The 14,721-nt window shown below is 72.8% G+C and carries 15 protein-coding genes; 8 read left to right on the forward strand and 7 right to left on the reverse strand.

All coding sequences use genetic code 11. From position 1 onward, the window contains the following. The first annotated feature begins 33 nt into the window (after window positions 1–33). Together AQI94_RS04050 and AQI94_RS04055 are read left to right on the forward strand one after the other, a co-directional pair. A complete protein-coding gene (locus AQI94_RS04050; RefSeq protein WP_031058910.1) occupies window positions 34–1,230 on the forward strand; it encodes an MFS transporter in 1,197 nt (398 codons plus the stop codon). Between the two features lie 59 nt (window positions 1,231–1,289). Then, window positions 1,290–1,916, forward strand: coding sequence for a dihydrofolate reductase family protein (locus tag AQI94_RS04055; RefSeq protein WP_051832931.1), 627 nt, complete (start codon window positions 1,290–1,292; stop codon window positions 1,914–1,916). On the opposite strand, the gene AQI94_RS04060 is transcribed toward AQI94_RS04055, so the two are convergent. Then, window positions 1,874–2,860, reverse strand: coding sequence for an alpha/beta fold hydrolase (locus AQI94_RS04060; protein WP_031058907.1), 987 nt, complete (start codon window positions 2,858–2,860; stop codon window positions 1,874–1,876). The genes AQI94_RS04055 and AQI94_RS04060 overlap by 43 nt on opposite strands. Window positions 2,861–2,996: 136 nt before the next feature. Between AQI94_RS04060 and AQI94_RS04065 the strand changes: the two genes are divergently transcribed. Beyond that, entirely contained in the window at window positions 2,997–3,509 is a 513-nt protein-coding gene (locus tag AQI94_RS04065; RefSeq protein WP_031058905.1) for a GNAT family N-acetyltransferase, read from the forward strand. A gap of 41 nt (window positions 3,510–3,550) precedes the next feature. On the opposite strand, the gene AQI94_RS04070 is transcribed toward AQI94_RS04065, so the two are convergent. Continuing rightward, entirely contained in the window at window positions 3,551–4,465 is a 915-nt protein-coding gene (locus AQI94_RS04070; protein ID WP_031058902.1) for a ketopantoate reductase family protein, read from the reverse strand. Between the two features lie 116 nt (window positions 4,466–4,581). On the opposite strand from AQI94_RS04070, the gene AQI94_RS04075 reads away from it, so the two are divergent. Then, on the forward strand, window positions 4,582–4,812 hold the full coding sequence (locus AQI94_RS04075; RefSeq protein ID WP_031058899.1) for a DUF2277 domain-containing protein: 231 nt from the start codon (window positions 4,582–4,584) through the stop codon (window positions 4,810–4,812). Between the two features lie 836 nt (window positions 4,813–5,648). Here the strand turns inward: AQI94_RS04075 and AQI94_RS04080 are convergent. The 4 genes from AQI94_RS04080 to AQI94_RS04095 form a co-directional block, all read right to left on the reverse strand. After that, window positions 5,649–6,212, reverse strand: a complete 564-nt coding sequence (locus tag AQI94_RS04080) for a DedA family protein (protein WP_107064233.1) — start codon at window positions 6,210–6,212, stop codon at window positions 5,649–5,651. Window positions 6,213–6,422: 210 nt separating this feature from the next. After that, window positions 6,423–6,869 (reverse strand): DoxX family protein, encoded by a 447-nt coding sequence (locus AQI94_RS04085; protein ID WP_031042614.1) that lies wholly within the window; start codon window positions 6,867–6,869, stop codon window positions 6,423–6,425. 231 nt (window positions 6,870–7,100) lie between these two features. Next, window positions 7,101–8,780 carry an alkaline phosphatase D family protein gene (locus AQI94_RS04090; RefSeq protein ID WP_031042612.1) on the reverse strand — a complete coding sequence of 560 codons (1,680 nt, stop codon included), beginning with the start codon at window positions 8,778–8,780 and terminating at the stop codon, window positions 7,101–7,103. 71 nt (window positions 8,781–8,851) lie between these two features. Beyond that, on the reverse strand, window positions 8,852–9,496 hold the full coding sequence (locus AQI94_RS04095) for an HNH endonuclease family protein (protein WP_031042609.1): 645 nt from the start codon (window positions 9,494–9,496) through the stop codon (window positions 8,852–8,854). Between the two features lie 346 nt (window positions 9,497–9,842). Between AQI94_RS04095 and AQI94_RS04100 the strand changes: the two genes are divergently transcribed. The 3 genes from AQI94_RS04100 (at window position 9,843) to AQI94_RS04110 (ending at window position 11,513) form a co-directional block, all read left to right on the forward strand. Continuing rightward, complete coding sequence (locus AQI94_RS04100) at window positions 9,843–10,424, forward strand: TMEM165/GDT1 family protein (RefSeq protein WP_031042607.1); 582 nt, start codon at window positions 9,843–9,845, stop codon at window positions 10,422–10,424. 192 nt (window positions 10,425–10,616) lie between these two features. After that, on the forward strand, window positions 10,617–11,285 hold the full coding sequence (locus AQI94_RS04105; RefSeq protein ID WP_031042604.1) for an HAD-IA family hydrolase: 669 nt from the start codon (window positions 10,617–10,619) through the stop codon (window positions 11,283–11,285). Between the two features lie 45 nt (window positions 11,286–11,330). Continuing rightward, the gene (locus AQI94_RS04110; protein WP_062229583.1) at window positions 11,331–11,513 is read left to right on the forward strand and encodes an HAD-IA family hydrolase; all 183 of its coding nucleotides are present in this window, start codon (window positions 11,331–11,333) and stop codon (window positions 11,511–11,513) included. 41 nt (window positions 11,514–11,554) lie between these two features. Here AQI94_RS04110 and AQI94_RS04115 read toward each other — a convergent pair whose 3' ends face one another. Next, window positions 11,555–12,499 carry a peptidoglycan-binding domain-containing protein gene (locus AQI94_RS04115; RefSeq protein ID WP_031042602.1) on the reverse strand — a complete coding sequence of 315 codons (945 nt, stop codon included), beginning with the start codon at window positions 12,497–12,499 and terminating at the stop codon, window positions 11,555–11,557. A 160-nt stretch (window positions 12,500–12,659) separates the two neighbouring features. Between AQI94_RS04115 and AQI94_RS04120 the strand changes: the two genes are divergently transcribed. Beyond that, window positions 12,660–14,705, forward strand: a complete 2,046-nt coding sequence (locus tag AQI94_RS04120) for an MDR family MFS transporter (RefSeq protein ID WP_031042597.1) — start codon at window positions 12,660–12,662, stop codon at window positions 14,703–14,705. Window positions 14,706–14,721: the final 16 nt, after the last annotated feature.

The raw sequence follows: 14,721 nt of genomic DNA on the forward strand, positions 1-14,721 counted from the left end.
GTCGTGCACAGCCCGGCGGTTGAGAGGCGACGGATGCCGAGCGGGCTCGTCGCGCTGGCGGTCGGGGGGTTCGGCATCGGGCTGACCGAGTTCCTGATCGCGGGCCTGCTCCCGCAGGTGGCGTCGAGTTTCGCGGTGTCCGAGGCGGCCGCCGGCCGGCTGATCTCCGGATACGCGTTGAGCGTCGCCGTCGGCGCGATCGTCCTGACCGCGGCGACCGCGCGGCTGCCCCGCAAACAGGTTCTGGTCGGCCTGGTGGTCCTGTTCGTCCTCGGCAACCTGCTGTCCGCGATCGCGCCGGACTACCCGGTGATGCTGCTCGGGCGGATCGTCGCGGCCCTGTGCCACGGCTCGTTCTTCGGCATCGGCTCCCTGGTCGCACGCAGCCTGGTCGCGCCGCAGCGCAAGTCCCGCGCGGTGGCCGTGATGTTCGCCGGGCTGACGGTCGCGAACGTGCTCGGCGTGCCGTTCGGCGCGCTGGTGGGGGAGCGCTGGGGCTGGCGGGCCGCGTTCTGGGCGGTCACCGCGGTCGGCCTGCTCGCGCTCGCGGGCATCATCGCGTGCGTGCCGGGCCGTGCCGGGAGGACACCGACGACAGGACCGGCGCCCCCCGCGGGCCTGCGCGCCCAGCTCGGCGCGTTCCGGTCCGGGCAGGTCTGGCTCACCCTGGTGGCCACCGCGCTCGGCTACGGCGGGATGTTCGGCGCGTTCAGCTACCTCGCCTACACGTTCACCGAGGTCGGCGGCTTCTCCGCGGCGGACGTCGCCTGGCTGCTCATGGTGTACGGCGTCGGCCTGGTCGTCGGGAACCTGGTCGGCGGACGGGCCGCCGACCACGACCGCGACCGTACGCTGCTCCTCGCCCTGTCCGGTCTCACCGTCACCCTGGCCGTGTTCGGGCTGCTCGCCGAGAGCGCCACCGCGTCGGTGGTGCTGGTGTTCCTGATGGGGGTGTTCGGGTTCGCCGGTGTGCCCGGCATGATCACCCGCGTCACCGACCACGCGCGCGGCGCCGCGCTGGCCGCCGGCGCCAACGTGTCCGCGTCCAACGTCGGCAACGCCCTGGGTGCCTGGGCCGGCGGCCTCGCCCTCACGATGGGGCTCGGCTACACCGCACCGCTCTACGTCGGCGCGGGCATGGTGCTCACCGCCGTCGCCGTCATGGCCGTCGCCGCGCGTCTCGACCGGCCGGCAGAGCGCCAGGACCGCGAGTCGGCGGCTCTGCGATGACTTTCGCGCGCGGGGCCGGTCTCAAGGAGGGCGAGGAGCACCTTGAGAGAGGAACAGCCATGGAGACACCTCACCCCGTGTCGACGCGCACGCACGCGACTTCCGGCGCGGAGACGGCACCGCAGACCGCCGCGGGCAAGGTGCTCTGGCACTTCACGATGTCGTTGGACGGGTTCGTGGCCGGTCCCGGGCACACGATGGACTGGATGACGGGGTTCTCGTTCCGGCCCGGCCTGGTCGAGGAGTACGCCGCGACGACCGGGGCCGTGCTGGGCGGCCGTGACGGCTGGGACGCCTTCCCCGACGCCGGTGCCGTCTACGGCGGCGCCTGGCAGGGGCCGCTGTTCGTCCTCACCCACCATCCCGAGGACGCGCCGCCCGCCGCCGGGGTGACCTTCCTGAGCTGTGACGTCGCCGAGGCCGTCCGGATCGCCGTGGAGGCGGCCGGCGGCAAGAACGTGGAGGTCTTCTCGCCCACGATCGGCCGGCAGCTCCTCGAACGCGGACTGATCGACGAGATCGACCTGCACATCGTGCCCGTCCTGCTCGGCGACGGCATCCGGCTGTTCGACCACCCCGGCGGCGCTCCCGTCCACCTCGAACGCCTCGACGACGGCGACCGCACCGCCGCGGTGAACGTGCGCTACCGCCCGCTCACGACCGCTCCCAGCCAGTCGGTCAGGTGACGGCCGACCGCCTCGGGGCGTTCCTGCTGGATCCAGTGGCCGCAGCCGTCGAGCAGGTGGGCGGCGTGCAGACCGGGCAGCGTGGTGGGAAAGGCGTCGATCGCGTCGGACAGCCAGGTGGTGGAGGCGTCCAGGGTGCCGCCCAGGAAGAGCGAGGGCCGGTCGATCGGCGCGCCCGCGTGGGCGGCCAGGTCCTTCCAGTCCAGGTCCATCGCGCGGTAGCGGTTCAGGGCACCGGTCAGTCCGGTGCGTTCGAACTCCCCGGCGTAGACGTCGAGATCGTCCTCGGTGAGCCAGGCCGGGAGACGGCCGACGGGGAAGCGGTCGCGCAGCTGTCCCCCGGGTGCGACGAAGTGCGGGTCGGCGGCCGGGAGGCGGGCGTCGGCCGTGGGCATCGTGTCGGCCGAGAGCGCGGCGTAGAAGCCGGCCAGCCAGCCGCGTACGTCCGGTTCGATCTCCCGCTCGGCCCGGCCGGGCTCCTGGAAGTAGGAGACGTAGAACTCCTCCTCCCCGCCGATCCCGGCGAAGACCTCGCTGGGGCGGGGGCCGCCGGGCGGGGTGTACGGCACGCTCAGCAGGGCGACCGCGTGGAAGACGTCCGGCCTCAGCAGCGCCGAGTGCGCGGCGATCGTCGCGCCCCAGTCGTGCCCGACGACCACCGCGGAACGCTCGCCGAGCGCCTCCACCACGGCCGCGTTGTCCGCCACCAGCTCGGTCATCCGGTACGCCGCCACCGCCTCCGGCTTCGAGGAACGGCCGTATCCGCGCACGTCCACCGCGACCGCGCGGTACCCGGCCGCGGCCAGCAGCGGCAGCTGGTGGCGCCACGAGTACCAGGACTCCGGGAAGCCGTGCACCAGCAGGACGAGGGGTCCGGTGCCCTGTTCCACGAGGTGGATCCGGCCGGCGGGACCGGGGACCAGACGGTGGGTGAGCTGCGGCATGTGTCCTCCGTACGGTTACGGATCGCGGGTTACGACGATCATGCGGGGCGGCGACGGTGTGGGGCGAGCGCTGTTGCCGGTTCGGCAAATCCGCAGGCCGGGGGCGTTGTCAGACCCGGCGCCTACGGTGGTCGGCATGGATACGGAGCAGGTGCGGCTGGTGCCCTGGGCGGAGGGCGACCTCTGGCTGCTGGAGCGGACCAACAGCCCCGAGATGACCGCCCACCTGGGCGGGCCGGAGAGCGGGGAGAAACTCGCCGCCCGGCACCGACGGTACGTCGGTCTGTCGTCGGGGCGGATGTACCGCGTCACGCTCGCGGACGGCGGGGAGACCGTCGGCTCGGTGGGGTTCTGGGAGCGGTCGTGGCGGGACGCGCCGATATGGGAGACCGGTTGGGGGATCCTGCCGGAGTTCCAGGGGCGGGGACTGGCCGCGGCGGCGGCCCGCGCCGTCGTGGTGGAGGCACGGGCCGCCGGCGGACACCGGTATCTGCACGCGTTCCCGAGCGTGGAGCACACCGCGTCGAACGGCGTCTGCCGCCGGGCGGGTTTCACGCTGCTCGGACAGGCCGGGTTCGAGTATCCGAAGGGGCACTGGATCACGTCGAACGACTGGCGGTTCGACCTGACCGGCGGGGACGACGGCTGAGGGCGCGCGCCGCCAGGGGTGGTGACGGGTCGGGCGGGCCGTCAGCGGCGGGCGTCCGCCACCTCCCGTACCACCCGGGTCGCGACGGGGACCTTCACCCCGTGCCGGTCCGCCGCGCGCAGCAACGCCCCGCCGATGGCGTCCAGTTCGAGCGGGCGGCCCGCTTCCGCGTCGCGCTGCATCGAGGACTTCGTCGCGGGCGGGAAGGCGTCGTAGCGGGCGAGGGCCTGGGCGGGGTCGGCGGGGCCGCCGCAGGCCGCGCTGACCGCGGCGGTCTCCTCGACCAGTGCGGTCAGCTCCTCGCGGTGACGGGTGCGTACCTCGCCGAGGGGGAGGGCGTGCAGGGTGGTGAGGAGGGCGAAGGGGGCGAGGAAGGACATCTTCGCCCACAGGGTGGCCGTCTCGTCGTCCAGGACGCGGGTCATGGGGCCGGCCGCGGCCAGCACCGAGGCCAGGGCGTCCAGGCGCTCGCGGGGGACGTCGTCGCCGGTCAGGTCGAGCTCGGCGAAGGGGCTGCCGTGCTCGATGACGCCCGGCGCGACCCTCGTCGACTCGACGCGGATCACCGCGGGGGCGACCCGGTCCGGGCGGTAGCGGGTGCGCAGGGTCGCCGGGTGCTCGACGCCGTTCAGGAGGGGGACGACCAGGCCGTCGCCGAGGGCGGTGGGCGGGACGCGGTCGAGGGCCGAGTGCAGGGAGGTGTGCTTGACGGCGATCACGCAGGCGTCGACCGGTTCGCGCAGCTCGGTGTCGGCCTCGACGGGAGTCGTGAAGTCGCCGAAGGTGCCGCTGCGGACCCGGATGCCGGCCATGCGCAGGGTGTCCGCCGTGTCGTCGCCGGCCAGGCAGATCACCCGGTGTCCGGCGCGGGCCAGGAGGGCGGCGAGGAGGCCGCCGGTGCCGCCCGGGCCCAGGACGGCCACGGTGCGTCTGTGGTGCGCGGAGTCGTGCGCCATGTCGGGTTGTTCCTCTCGTCGGTCGGCCCCGGGGTCGGTGGCCGCCTCGGCGAGATCATGGCATTGGCTACGGGCGGACGGAAGCGCCGATCCGCCCGGGGAGGGACACTGTCGGTATGTGCCGCAGTATCAAGACGCTTCGACCGCCCGTGTTGCCCGAGGAGGCGACGGAGGACGAGATCAGGGCCGCCGCGCTCCAGTACGTGCGCAAGGTGTCCGGCTTCCGGGCCCCCGCCGCCCACAACCGCGAGGTCTTCGAACGGGCGGTGGAGGTGATCGCGGAGGCGACGGCGGAGCTGCTGGCGGGCCTGGAAGTCAGAGGAGCGACCCGCCGCGAGGCGAGCTGACCCGAGACCGGCGCCCACTGCGAAGAGCAGGTCAGCTGCGCGCCTCCGCCACGCTCGCAACCGAGGCCCACCCTCGCCCACCGACCGGACACCGCTGTGGGTGCGCGGGGCCACGGGGCCGTGCCGTTGTGCGGGGCCGCGGCCGACGGTGTCGTTGCCGGGCGGGTGTCGCCGTAGCGGGGTCTGCCTGGGGCTGCGGGATTGTGTCGCTGCGAGGTTCCGCCGGTCTGTGGTCGAGGCGGGTCGTGTGGTGCTGGGTGGGCCGTGCTCGGGTTTGCGGGGGTGGCGGGCGTGCTGGTGCGCGGGGGGGCCGCCGGCCCGCGGTCGAGGCCGGTCGTGTGGTTGCCGGGTGGGCCCTGTTTCGGTTTGGCGGACGGGCGCCGGTCCCTGGCCGACCGTGTCGTCACCGGGCGGGTGTCGCCGTAGCGGGGTCTGCCTGGGGCTGCGGGATTGTGTCGCTGCGAGGTTCCGCCGGTCTGTGGTCGAGGCGGGTCGTGTGGTGCCGGGTGGGCCGTGCTCGGGTTTGCGGGGGTGGCGGGCGTGCTGGTGCGCGGGGGGCCGCCGGCCCGCGGTCGAGGCCGGTCGTGTGGTTGCCGGGTGGGGCGTGGTCCCGTTTGGCCGGTGTGCGGTGTGCGGTGTGCGGTGTGCGGTGCGCGGGAGTCGCCGTCGACGCGGTTGTCACCGGGCGGGTGTCGCCGCAGTGGGAGCTGCCCGGGGCCACGGTCTGTGGTCGGCGGTCGTTCTGCCGTCGGCTGGCGGGTTCCGCTTCGGGTGGGCCTACGTGCTGCGACGGGGTCGTGTCGAGGTGCGGCCCCGCCGGGTCCGGCAAGACGTCGTCAGCTCGCTTCTGCCGGGGACGGGCGGGGGCGCATCACGTAGGCCGCTGCCGCGCCCGCGCCGAACAGGGCCGCCACGGACACCGCCGTCGCCAGCCAGGTCGCCCCCAGCCAGTGCGCGCCGAAGTAGCCGAGGGCCACGCTGTAGGCCGCCCAGGAGAGACCCGCGAGGGCGGACCAGGGGAGGAAGTCACGGGCTCGGCGGTGGGCGGTGCCGGCCAGGAGGGAGACCACCGAGCGGCCGGCGGGGGCGAAGCGGGCGAGGACCACCAGGGCCCCGCCGCCCGCGGAGAGCGCCTCGCCGAGACGTTCCTGCGCGGTGGTGAGGCGACGCGAGCGGGCGATCGCGCGGTCGAGGCGTGCCCCGCCCCGGAAGGCGAGGCGGTAGGCCGCCAGGTCGCCCAGCACGGAGGCGGTCGTCGCGCAGAGGATCAGGGCCATCACGTCCGGGACCTGTCCGGTCGCCGCACTGCCCGCCGCCGCGGCCGTCGCGGCCGTGATGACCAGCACCCCGCTGGGCAGCAACGGCACGAACACGTCGAGGAGCACCGACAGCGCGACCATGGCGTAGATCCATGGACTGCCGGTCACCGACCCCAGACTCTCCAACACCGCGACTCCCCGTGATTCCCCCGTAGACAGCCATACAGCGTACGCCTGAGCCGTGACAGGAGATTCACGGGGGGCTCATGAGATGCGCGCGGCATGTTCACCCGGCTGCCGCGCCGGTGCCCTCCCCCACGGACGCGGGGGAGGGCACCGTAGGCGATCGCCTCAGACGGCCACCGGCTCGGCCGCCGGCTTCCGTTCCTCCGTCGAGCGCTTCGCGAACAGCCGGTCCAGGCCGAACGCCCCGGACCCGGTGAAGACCAGCAGCAGGAAGGCCCAGCTGAACATCGCCGCGGCCTCGCCTCCGTTCTCCATGGGCCACAGGGCCGTCGGCTGGTGCACCTTGAAGTACGCGTACGCCATGGATCCCGCGGCGAGGAACGCGGCGCCGCGGGTGCCGAGGCCCAGCAGCACGAGGCTGCCGCAGACGAGCTGGATCACGGCCGCGTACCAGCCGGGCCAGCTGCCCGCCTCAAGGGTGCCGCCGGTGCCCGCGGCACCGCCGAGGACACCGAAGAGCGAGGCGGCGCCGTGACAGAGGAAGAGCAGGCCGACGACGATGCGGTACAGGCCGAGGGCGTATGGCTGGGCGCTGTTCAGGCGTCCGGTCATGTGGGGGACTCCTTCGGTCGGGTCGGTCCCACAGGGGGTCGCCCCAGGGGGATGGGACCGAGTCGGCCCTCCACGTTAGGGGCCCCTCTTTTATGCTTGCTAGTTCAACATTTGGCCATCGGTACGCCCCTCCTACCCCTTCCGTTGCACCCGCAGTCGCACGTGGAACCGCTCCCACGCTTCTCATCGGCGACCGAAAGTGTGTCCGAATCCAGCGGGGTTGACGGTGTATCAGGTGTCGTGCCTGGCCAGCCGGGACGCCTCGCGTCCGCTTCCGCCGGTGAGTTCGGACTCCGAGATCGTCACCAGTTTGGCCCCGCCCTCGCCCGACTCCCGGGCGTGGTCCAGCCGCAGCCGCGCCGAACGCCCGCTCAGCGTCAGGGTCATGAGCTGGTTGCCGAACCAGGGGCCGCCGGTGTGCCGCCAGGAGACCGGCGGCCGCGCACAGCGTCCGTGCCGGGAGAGACCCCGCCCGAGCGCCCGCGCCGTCGCGCTCCAGCCGAAGCGGAAGCCGAACCGCATGTAGCCGGGAACGGAGTTGTGGACGGGGGAGCAGGTGAGCTGGAGGACGCGGGCGTCCGGTCCGCCGGTGCGCCACTTCGGCTCGGCCACGTACGCGTGGTGCACGTCCCCGGACAGCACCAGCACCGTTGCCGGCGCCTCGGGACCCGAGCCCACCTCGGCGATCAGATCCGCCAGTTCCGTGAAGGAGTCGGGGAACGCCGCCCAGTGCTCCAGATCCGCCTTGCGCCGCAGGTTCTCCCCGAACCGGGCCCAGCGCGCCCCGCGCTCCCCCCTGCACAGCGCGGCGTCCCACGCCTCGGCGTCGTGCACCAGATGCGGCAGCAGCCAGGGCAGCGAGGTGCCGATCAGGAGGTGGTCGTAGGAGGAGCGGTCCGCGAGGGCCTGTTCGCGCAGCCACTCCGCCTCGCCGCGGTCCAGCATCGAGCGGTTCTGCTCGTCCAGGACGCGGGCCGCGCGGGAGTCCACCATGAGCAGCCGCACCCGGCCGAAGTCGCGCCGGTAACTCCAGCGCACCGAGGCCGCGTCGGCCTCGGCCCGGCAGGCGAAGGCGCGCAACTCGTCGGTGCCGTCGGGGGACCGCCGTACGGCGGCGTAGAGCGGGTCGGCGGCGAGCTCGGCCGGGGCGAGGTTGCCGAGGTGCTGGTAGACCCAGTACGACATCAGCCCGCTCAGCAGCCGCTCCCGCCACCAGGCGAGGGCGCGCATGTCCTCGACCCAGGCGGCGGAGGTGTTCCAGTCGTCGATGACGTCGTGGTCGTCGAAGATCATGCAACTGGGCACGGTGGACAGCAGCCAGCGCACCTCGGGGTCGAGCCAGGACTCGTAGTAGAGGTGGGTGTACTCCTCGTAGTCCGCCACCTGGTCGCCCGGCGGGTCGCTCAGGTCGCGGCGGGCGGCCAGCCAGCTCTGCGTGGCCGGGGAGGTCTCGTCGGCGTAGACCTGGTCGCCCAGGAGGACCAGGACGTCCGGCCGCTCGCCCTCCGGGTCGGCGGCGATGCGGGACGCGAGGGTGTCCAGCGCGTCGGGGCCGACGGGGTCCTTCTCGCCCTCCGGGGGAGCGGCCCAGCGGCAGGAGCCGAACGCGACGCGGACGGACGCCTCCTCGGTGGGCGTGTGGATCACCGAGGGCGGGAACGGCGAGTCCGGCGGCGGCCACACGGGTGTGCCGTCCAGGAGCACCTCGTACGACCGCTCCGTGCCCGGGGTGAGGCCGTCGACCGGGACCAGGGCGTAGTAGTGGCCCGCGATCTGGAAGGTGGGGCTCTCACCACCGGTGCCGTCCGAGCAGCGCACCTCGGCGGTGCACGGGCGGCTCGTCTCGACCCACACGGTCGCGGACGAGCCGTCGACGTACCTGAGCAGTGGTCCGACCCGCAGATCCGTCACGTGATCCTCCTCCGTCGCCCCGTACGGTACGGAACGACGGAGGTCCGCGGGGAGGTTCCGTTACGGAATCGTCAGCAGTTGGCGAGGTAGCCCGTGAGCGCGCTCTTCTCCGCGGAGTCGACGGAGAGGCCGTAGTAGTACTTCACCTGGACCCAGGCGCGGACGTAGGTGCAGCGGTACGAGGTGAGCGACGGCATCCAGGTGGCCGGGTCCTGGTCGCCCTTGGACTGGTTCACGTTGTCGGTGACCGCGAGGAGCTGCGGGCGGGTGACGTCGTTGGCGAAGGACTGGCGCCGGGCCGTGGTCCAGGCGCTCGCGCCGGAGTCCCAGGCCTCGGCGAGCGGGACCAGGTGGTCGATGTCCAGGTCGGAGGCGGCGGTCCAGGTGGCGCCGTCGTAGGGGGAGTACCAGCTGCCGCTGGTGGAGGCGCAGGCGGAGTCGGTGACGACGTTCGTGCCGTCCCGCTTGAGGATGTACTCACGGGTGTTGCAGGTGCCGCTGATGGTGATCCACGTCGGGAACAGGTCCCGGTCGTAGCCGGTGCGGTTCTCGGTCGCCACGGTGAGCGAGGCGAGGTAGGTGCGGGCGGTGGCCGCGCTGACCGGGGTGGGGAGGGCGGCGGAGGCGGTCGGGCCGTTGAGGACCGCGACGGAGGCTATGAGCGCGGTGAGCGCGCCGAGTATGCTGAGCCGTCGACGCGCGTAGAACTTCGGCATGCGAACTCCCTTGGGGGGGCGGGGGCGTTGGAGCGCGAGCGTTCGAATGCTCGCGGCTCCGTGTTGCGGGGAGATGTGCGTACGGTGAGAAGTTAGTGACGTGTACATGACACGACAAGGTTTACGGCGAAACGATCACGTACGATGGACGGTGTTGAAGGGGAGTAGCTCTTCGCCGGACCGTCGACATACTGCTCAGCTCGTCTGAGCCGGCGCCCGGAGGCAGGTCTTCAGGGATCGGCCAGCGAGACCTTCGGCCAGTAGTGCACTGACTGTGTGCTGCCGTGCCGAGGCGTCGTTTCGCAGGAACACTCTCGGTGGGGCGGCCCCGACCGATTGAGGACCCTTGATCAGCTTCACCGTGACGGCCGTCGTCTTCGGCGTCGTCTTCCTCGCCGAACTCCCCGACAAGACCGCGCTCGCCGGCCTCGTCCTCGGCACCCGCTACCGCGCCTCCTATGTGTTCGCCGGCGTCGCCGCCGCGTTCGCGCTGCATGTCGCGCTCGCCGTCGCGGCCGGCAGTGTGCTGACCCTGCTGCCGCAGCAGATCGTGCAGGCGGTGACGGGCGTGCTCTTCCTCGGCGGCGCGGCCGTGCTGCTGCTGAAGAAGGACGACGGCGACGAGGAGATCCGCAACCCGCAGGACCAGTCCTTCTGGAAAGTCGCCGGGGCCGGGTTCATGCTCATCCTGGTCGCCGAGTTCGGGGACCTGACCCAGATCATGACGGCGAACCTGGCGGCCCGGTACGACGACCCGCTGTCCGTCGGTCTCGGCGCGGTGCTCGCGCTGTGGGCGGTGGCCGGTCTCGGCATCGTCGGCGGAAAGGCCCTGATGAAGCGGGTCCCGCTGAAGCTCATCACCAAGATCGCGGCGCTGCTGATGCTCGGACTCGGGCTGTGGAGCCTGTGGGAGGCCGTGGCCGGCTGAGCTGAACGGCGGGTGAACTGTTCCGGGCGGTCTCCTGGGGGTGGTGGCGGGAACCGGCCCGATTTTGTACCGTGGAGAAACAAAGTGGCCTCCGCTCGTTTTCCCTGACCGGCGGGCGGGGCCGCCTTGTCCCTCCGGGGGGTGCGGGGGAGACACCTCCGCAGCCCCGCGTCCCACGTCCTGGAGCTGCCGATGCCGGCCACCGCCGCCCCCACCGTGCTCACCGCCCGTGCCCTCCTGCTCGACATGGACGGCACCCTCGTCAACTCCGACGCCGTCGTGGAGCGCATCTGGCGCCGCTGGGCCGAACACCACGGGCTGGACGGCGACGAGGTCATGAAGGTCGTCCACGGCCGCCAGGGGCACGCGTCGATGGCGGTCCTGCTGCCCGGCCGACCCATGGAACAGAACCTCGCGGACAACGCGCGCATGCTCGCGGAGGAGACCGCGGACATGGACGGGGTGGTGGCGATACCGGGGGCCCAGGAGTTCCTGGCCTCCCTGCGGGGCCTGCCGCACGCACTGGTGACCTCGGCCGACGTGCCGCTGTCCACGGCCCGGATGGCGGCCGCGGGGCTGGAACTGCCCGACGTCCGCGTCACCGCGGAGTCGGTCGGCGCCAGCAAGCCGGACCCCGAGGGGTTCCTCAAGGGGGCGGCGGAACTGGGAGTGGCGCCGGTGGAGTGCGTGGTCTTCGAGGATTCCGGGGCGGGGATCGCGGCCGGGAAGGCGGCGGGGATGCGTGTGGTGGGGGTCGGCCCGAGGGCCGGTCTGCACGGCCCGGACGTGGTGGTGCCGGACCTGACGCGGGTGCGGGTGGAAGCACGGACCGACGGCACGCTCCGGCTCCACGTGGGCTGAGAGCCTTCAGGGCGGGCGTTGCGTCACCGCGGAGGAGTGGCGCCGGTGGAGTGTGTGGTCTTCGAGGATTCCGGGGCGGGGATCGCGGCCGGGAAGGCGGCGGGGATGCGTGTGGTGGGGGTCGGCCCGAGGGCCGGTCTGCACGGCCCGGACGTGGTGGTGCCGGACCTGACGCGGGTGCGGGTGGAAGCACGGACCGACGGCACGCTCCGGCTCCACGTGGGCTGAGAGCCTTCAGGGGCGGGCGCGTCCGCGCTCGCCCGCTCGTCTTACGGCTGCCTGGTCTCCGACTCCAGCCGCTCGCGGGTGACCAGGTCGTACACCCCGTGCTCCGCCACCTGGATCCCCCGCTGCCACTGATACGTGGCGACGGCGTCCTCGACGCCCTCGTTGTAGTGGCCGGCCGCCTTGCGCGTGTACAGCCCGACCTGGGTGAGCCGCAGTTCGAGCTCGACCACCTCCGCCCCCTCGGACCCCCGGCGCAGCACCGGCGGGGTCCCCTCACGCGCCGCGTCGGACCCGGCCGCCGGATTCGTCGCGGCGGACGCCGTCGGGGTCACCGAGGGCTCGGCCGACCGGGACGGGCTGGGGGAGGCGCTGGACGCCGACGGGGACGGGGAGAGCGACGGGCTCGCGCTCGCCGAGGCGGACGGCGGCGCGGAGGACGGCCGTAAGGACGCCGTGGCCGTGGACGGGGGTGCCGACGCGGCGGTCGTCGTCGCGTCCGGTACCGCCGGCCGTACGTCCTGCGGTGCCGCCTCGTCCCGCGACGGCGGCTCGTACGCGAACAGCCCACTGGCGAGGCCGGCCGCGGCGACCACGGCCACCACCGCCCCGGCGGAGGCGAGCAGCACGGTACGGCGCCGGGTGCGGCGCGGGTGCCCGTCCGCGGTCGAGCCGTGTGCGGGGGAGTCCCGCTCCGCCTCGAACAGGCTCAGATCGGTGGGGCTCGGGGTGGCCGGCGGCGGTGCCGGTACGCGCAGCGGCATCGTGGCGTCCGGCGCGGGCACCCTCGGCACCGGTGCCGTCTCGTCGTCCAGCTCCACGTACGGCCGTATGCGCAGCGGATCGAAATCCTCCGCCGCGGCCGCCTCCGCCGTGCGCGCGTCCCGCAGCGCGTCCGACGCGCGCCGGGTGCACCCGCAGGACGGGGTGTTGTCCGCCCCCCTCGGCGCCCCGCACTCCGGGCACAGATGACCGTTCGGCTCCGCCATGTGTTCGTCCCTCCCCTCACAAACTCCAGAGATTATGCAGAACCCCTCCACAGCCGACTTTCGGAAGCCCCCGGAATATCGGCTTCCAATGGGACTCGACAGGCCGTAAGCGGACAGACCGACCACGATGTAGGGGTAACGAGAGCCTCGGGAGGTCTTCATGGCCGCGGACGCGGACGGTATGACGGAGGATGTGCGAGACGCGCGGGATCATCACGTGTCCGGCAACGTCCTCGTCTCGATCGGGGCCCTGCTGCTCGGCATGCTGCTCGCCGCGCTGGACCAGACGATCGTGTCCACCGCGCTGCCCACCATCGTCAGCGACCTCGGCGGCATGGAGCACCTGTCCTGGGTGGTGACCGCGTATCTGCTGGCCTCCACGGCGGCGACACCGCTGTGGGGCAAGCTCGGCGACCAGTACGGGCGCAAGCGGCTGTTCCAGACCGCGATCGTGATCTTCCTGATCGGCTCCGCCCTGTGCGGCATGTCCCAGGACATGACCCAGCTGATCGCCTTCCGGGCCCTGCAGGGGCTCGGCGGCGGCGGGCTGATGGTGCTGTCGATGGCGATCGTCGGCGACCTCGTCCCGCCGCGCGAGCGGGGGCGCTACCAGGGGCTGTTCGGAGCGGTGTTCGGGGCGACGAGTGTGCTCGGACCCTTGCTGGGCGGGCTGTTCACCGAGCATCTGAGCTGGCGGTGGGTGTTCTACGTCAACCTTCCGGTGGGCGTGGTCGCGCTGGCCGTGATCGCCGTGGTGCTGCGGATTCCCCGCAAGTCGACGAAGCACGTCATCGACTACCTGGGGACCTTCCTGATCGCCGCCGTCGCCACCTGCCTGGTCCTGGTCGCCTCGCTGGGCGGCAACACCTGGGGATGGGGCTCGCCCCAGATCGTCGGGCTCGCGGTGCTGGGGGCGCTGCTGGCCGTCGCCTTCGTGGCGGTCGAACGGCGGGCCGCCGAGCCCGTGCTGCCGCTGAAGCTGTTCCGGGTGCGGACCTTCGCGCTGTCCGCCGTCATCAGCTTCATCGTCGGGTTCGCGATGTTCGGGGCCATGACCTATCTGCCCACCTTCCTGCAGGTGGTGCAGGGCGTCTCGCCGACCATGTCCGGTGTGCACATGCTGCCCATGGTGTTCGGGCTGCTGTTCTCCTCGACCCTGTCCGGGCAGATCGTCAGCCGTACCGGGCGCTGGAAGGTGTTCCCGGTGGCCGGGACCGCGGTCACCACACTGGGGCTGCTGCTTCTGCACCGGCTCGACGAGAGCAGTTCCACCTGGGTGATGAGCGTCTACTTCTGTGTGTTCGGGCTGGGGCTCGGGCTGGTCATGCAGGTGCTGGTGCTGATCGTGCAGAACGCCGTCTCGTACGAGGATCTCGGCGTCGCCACGTCCGGCGCGACCTTCTTCCGGTCCATCGGGGCGTCCTTCGGCGTCGCCATCTTCGGTACGGTCTTCGCGAACCGGCTCGGGGACAAGCTCGCCGCGGCCCTGCAGGGGTCCCGACTGCCGCCCGGGGTCTCGGTGTCGGGGATCGAGGCCGACTCCCGGGGGCTCGCCGACCTGCCGGGCTCCCTGCGGCCCGAGGCGCTGCACGCGTACGCCTCCTCGATCACCGATGTGTTCCTCTACGCGGCGCCCGTGGCGTTCGTCGGATTCGTGCTCGCGTGGTTCCTCAAGGAGGACCGGCTGCGGGGGTCGGTCACGGCACCCGACGTCACGGAGACACTGGCCAGCAACCCGGTGGAGCGGTCCTCGTACGACGAGGTGTGCCGGGCACTGTCGGTGCTCGGGACCCGCGAGGGGCGGCGGGAGGTCTACCGGGAGATCACCGCGCGGGCCGGGTACGACCTGCTGCCCGCGGCGAGCTGGCTGGTGCTGCGGATGCGGAGGTACGGGTGGGTGGAGCCGGCGCTGCTCGCCGAGCGCACGTCCGTCCCGCTGGGCGTGATCGTCGAGGCGGCCCGGCAGGTGGAGGAACGCGGCCTGGGCTCCCGGCAGGGCCTCGACCTCACGCTCACCGAGCCGGGCCGACAGGTCGCCACGCGCCTCGCGTCGGCCCGTGAGGAGTCCCTGGGCGAGCTCCTGGGCGACTGGTGGGGCCCCGACCGCCCCACCGACCTCGCCCAGTTGGTGAAGGACCTGAACGAGGAACTGTGCGGCTCGGACCGGGAACAGCCGCATGAGGGACCGCCCGCGGCACGGCTGTGACGGGTGCGTCCGGGGG

It is taken from the genome of Streptomyces pseudovenezuelae (assembly GCF_001513955.1).
GTDB lineage: Bacteria > Actinomycetota > Actinomycetes > Streptomycetales > Streptomycetaceae > Streptomyces > Streptomyces pseudovenezuelae.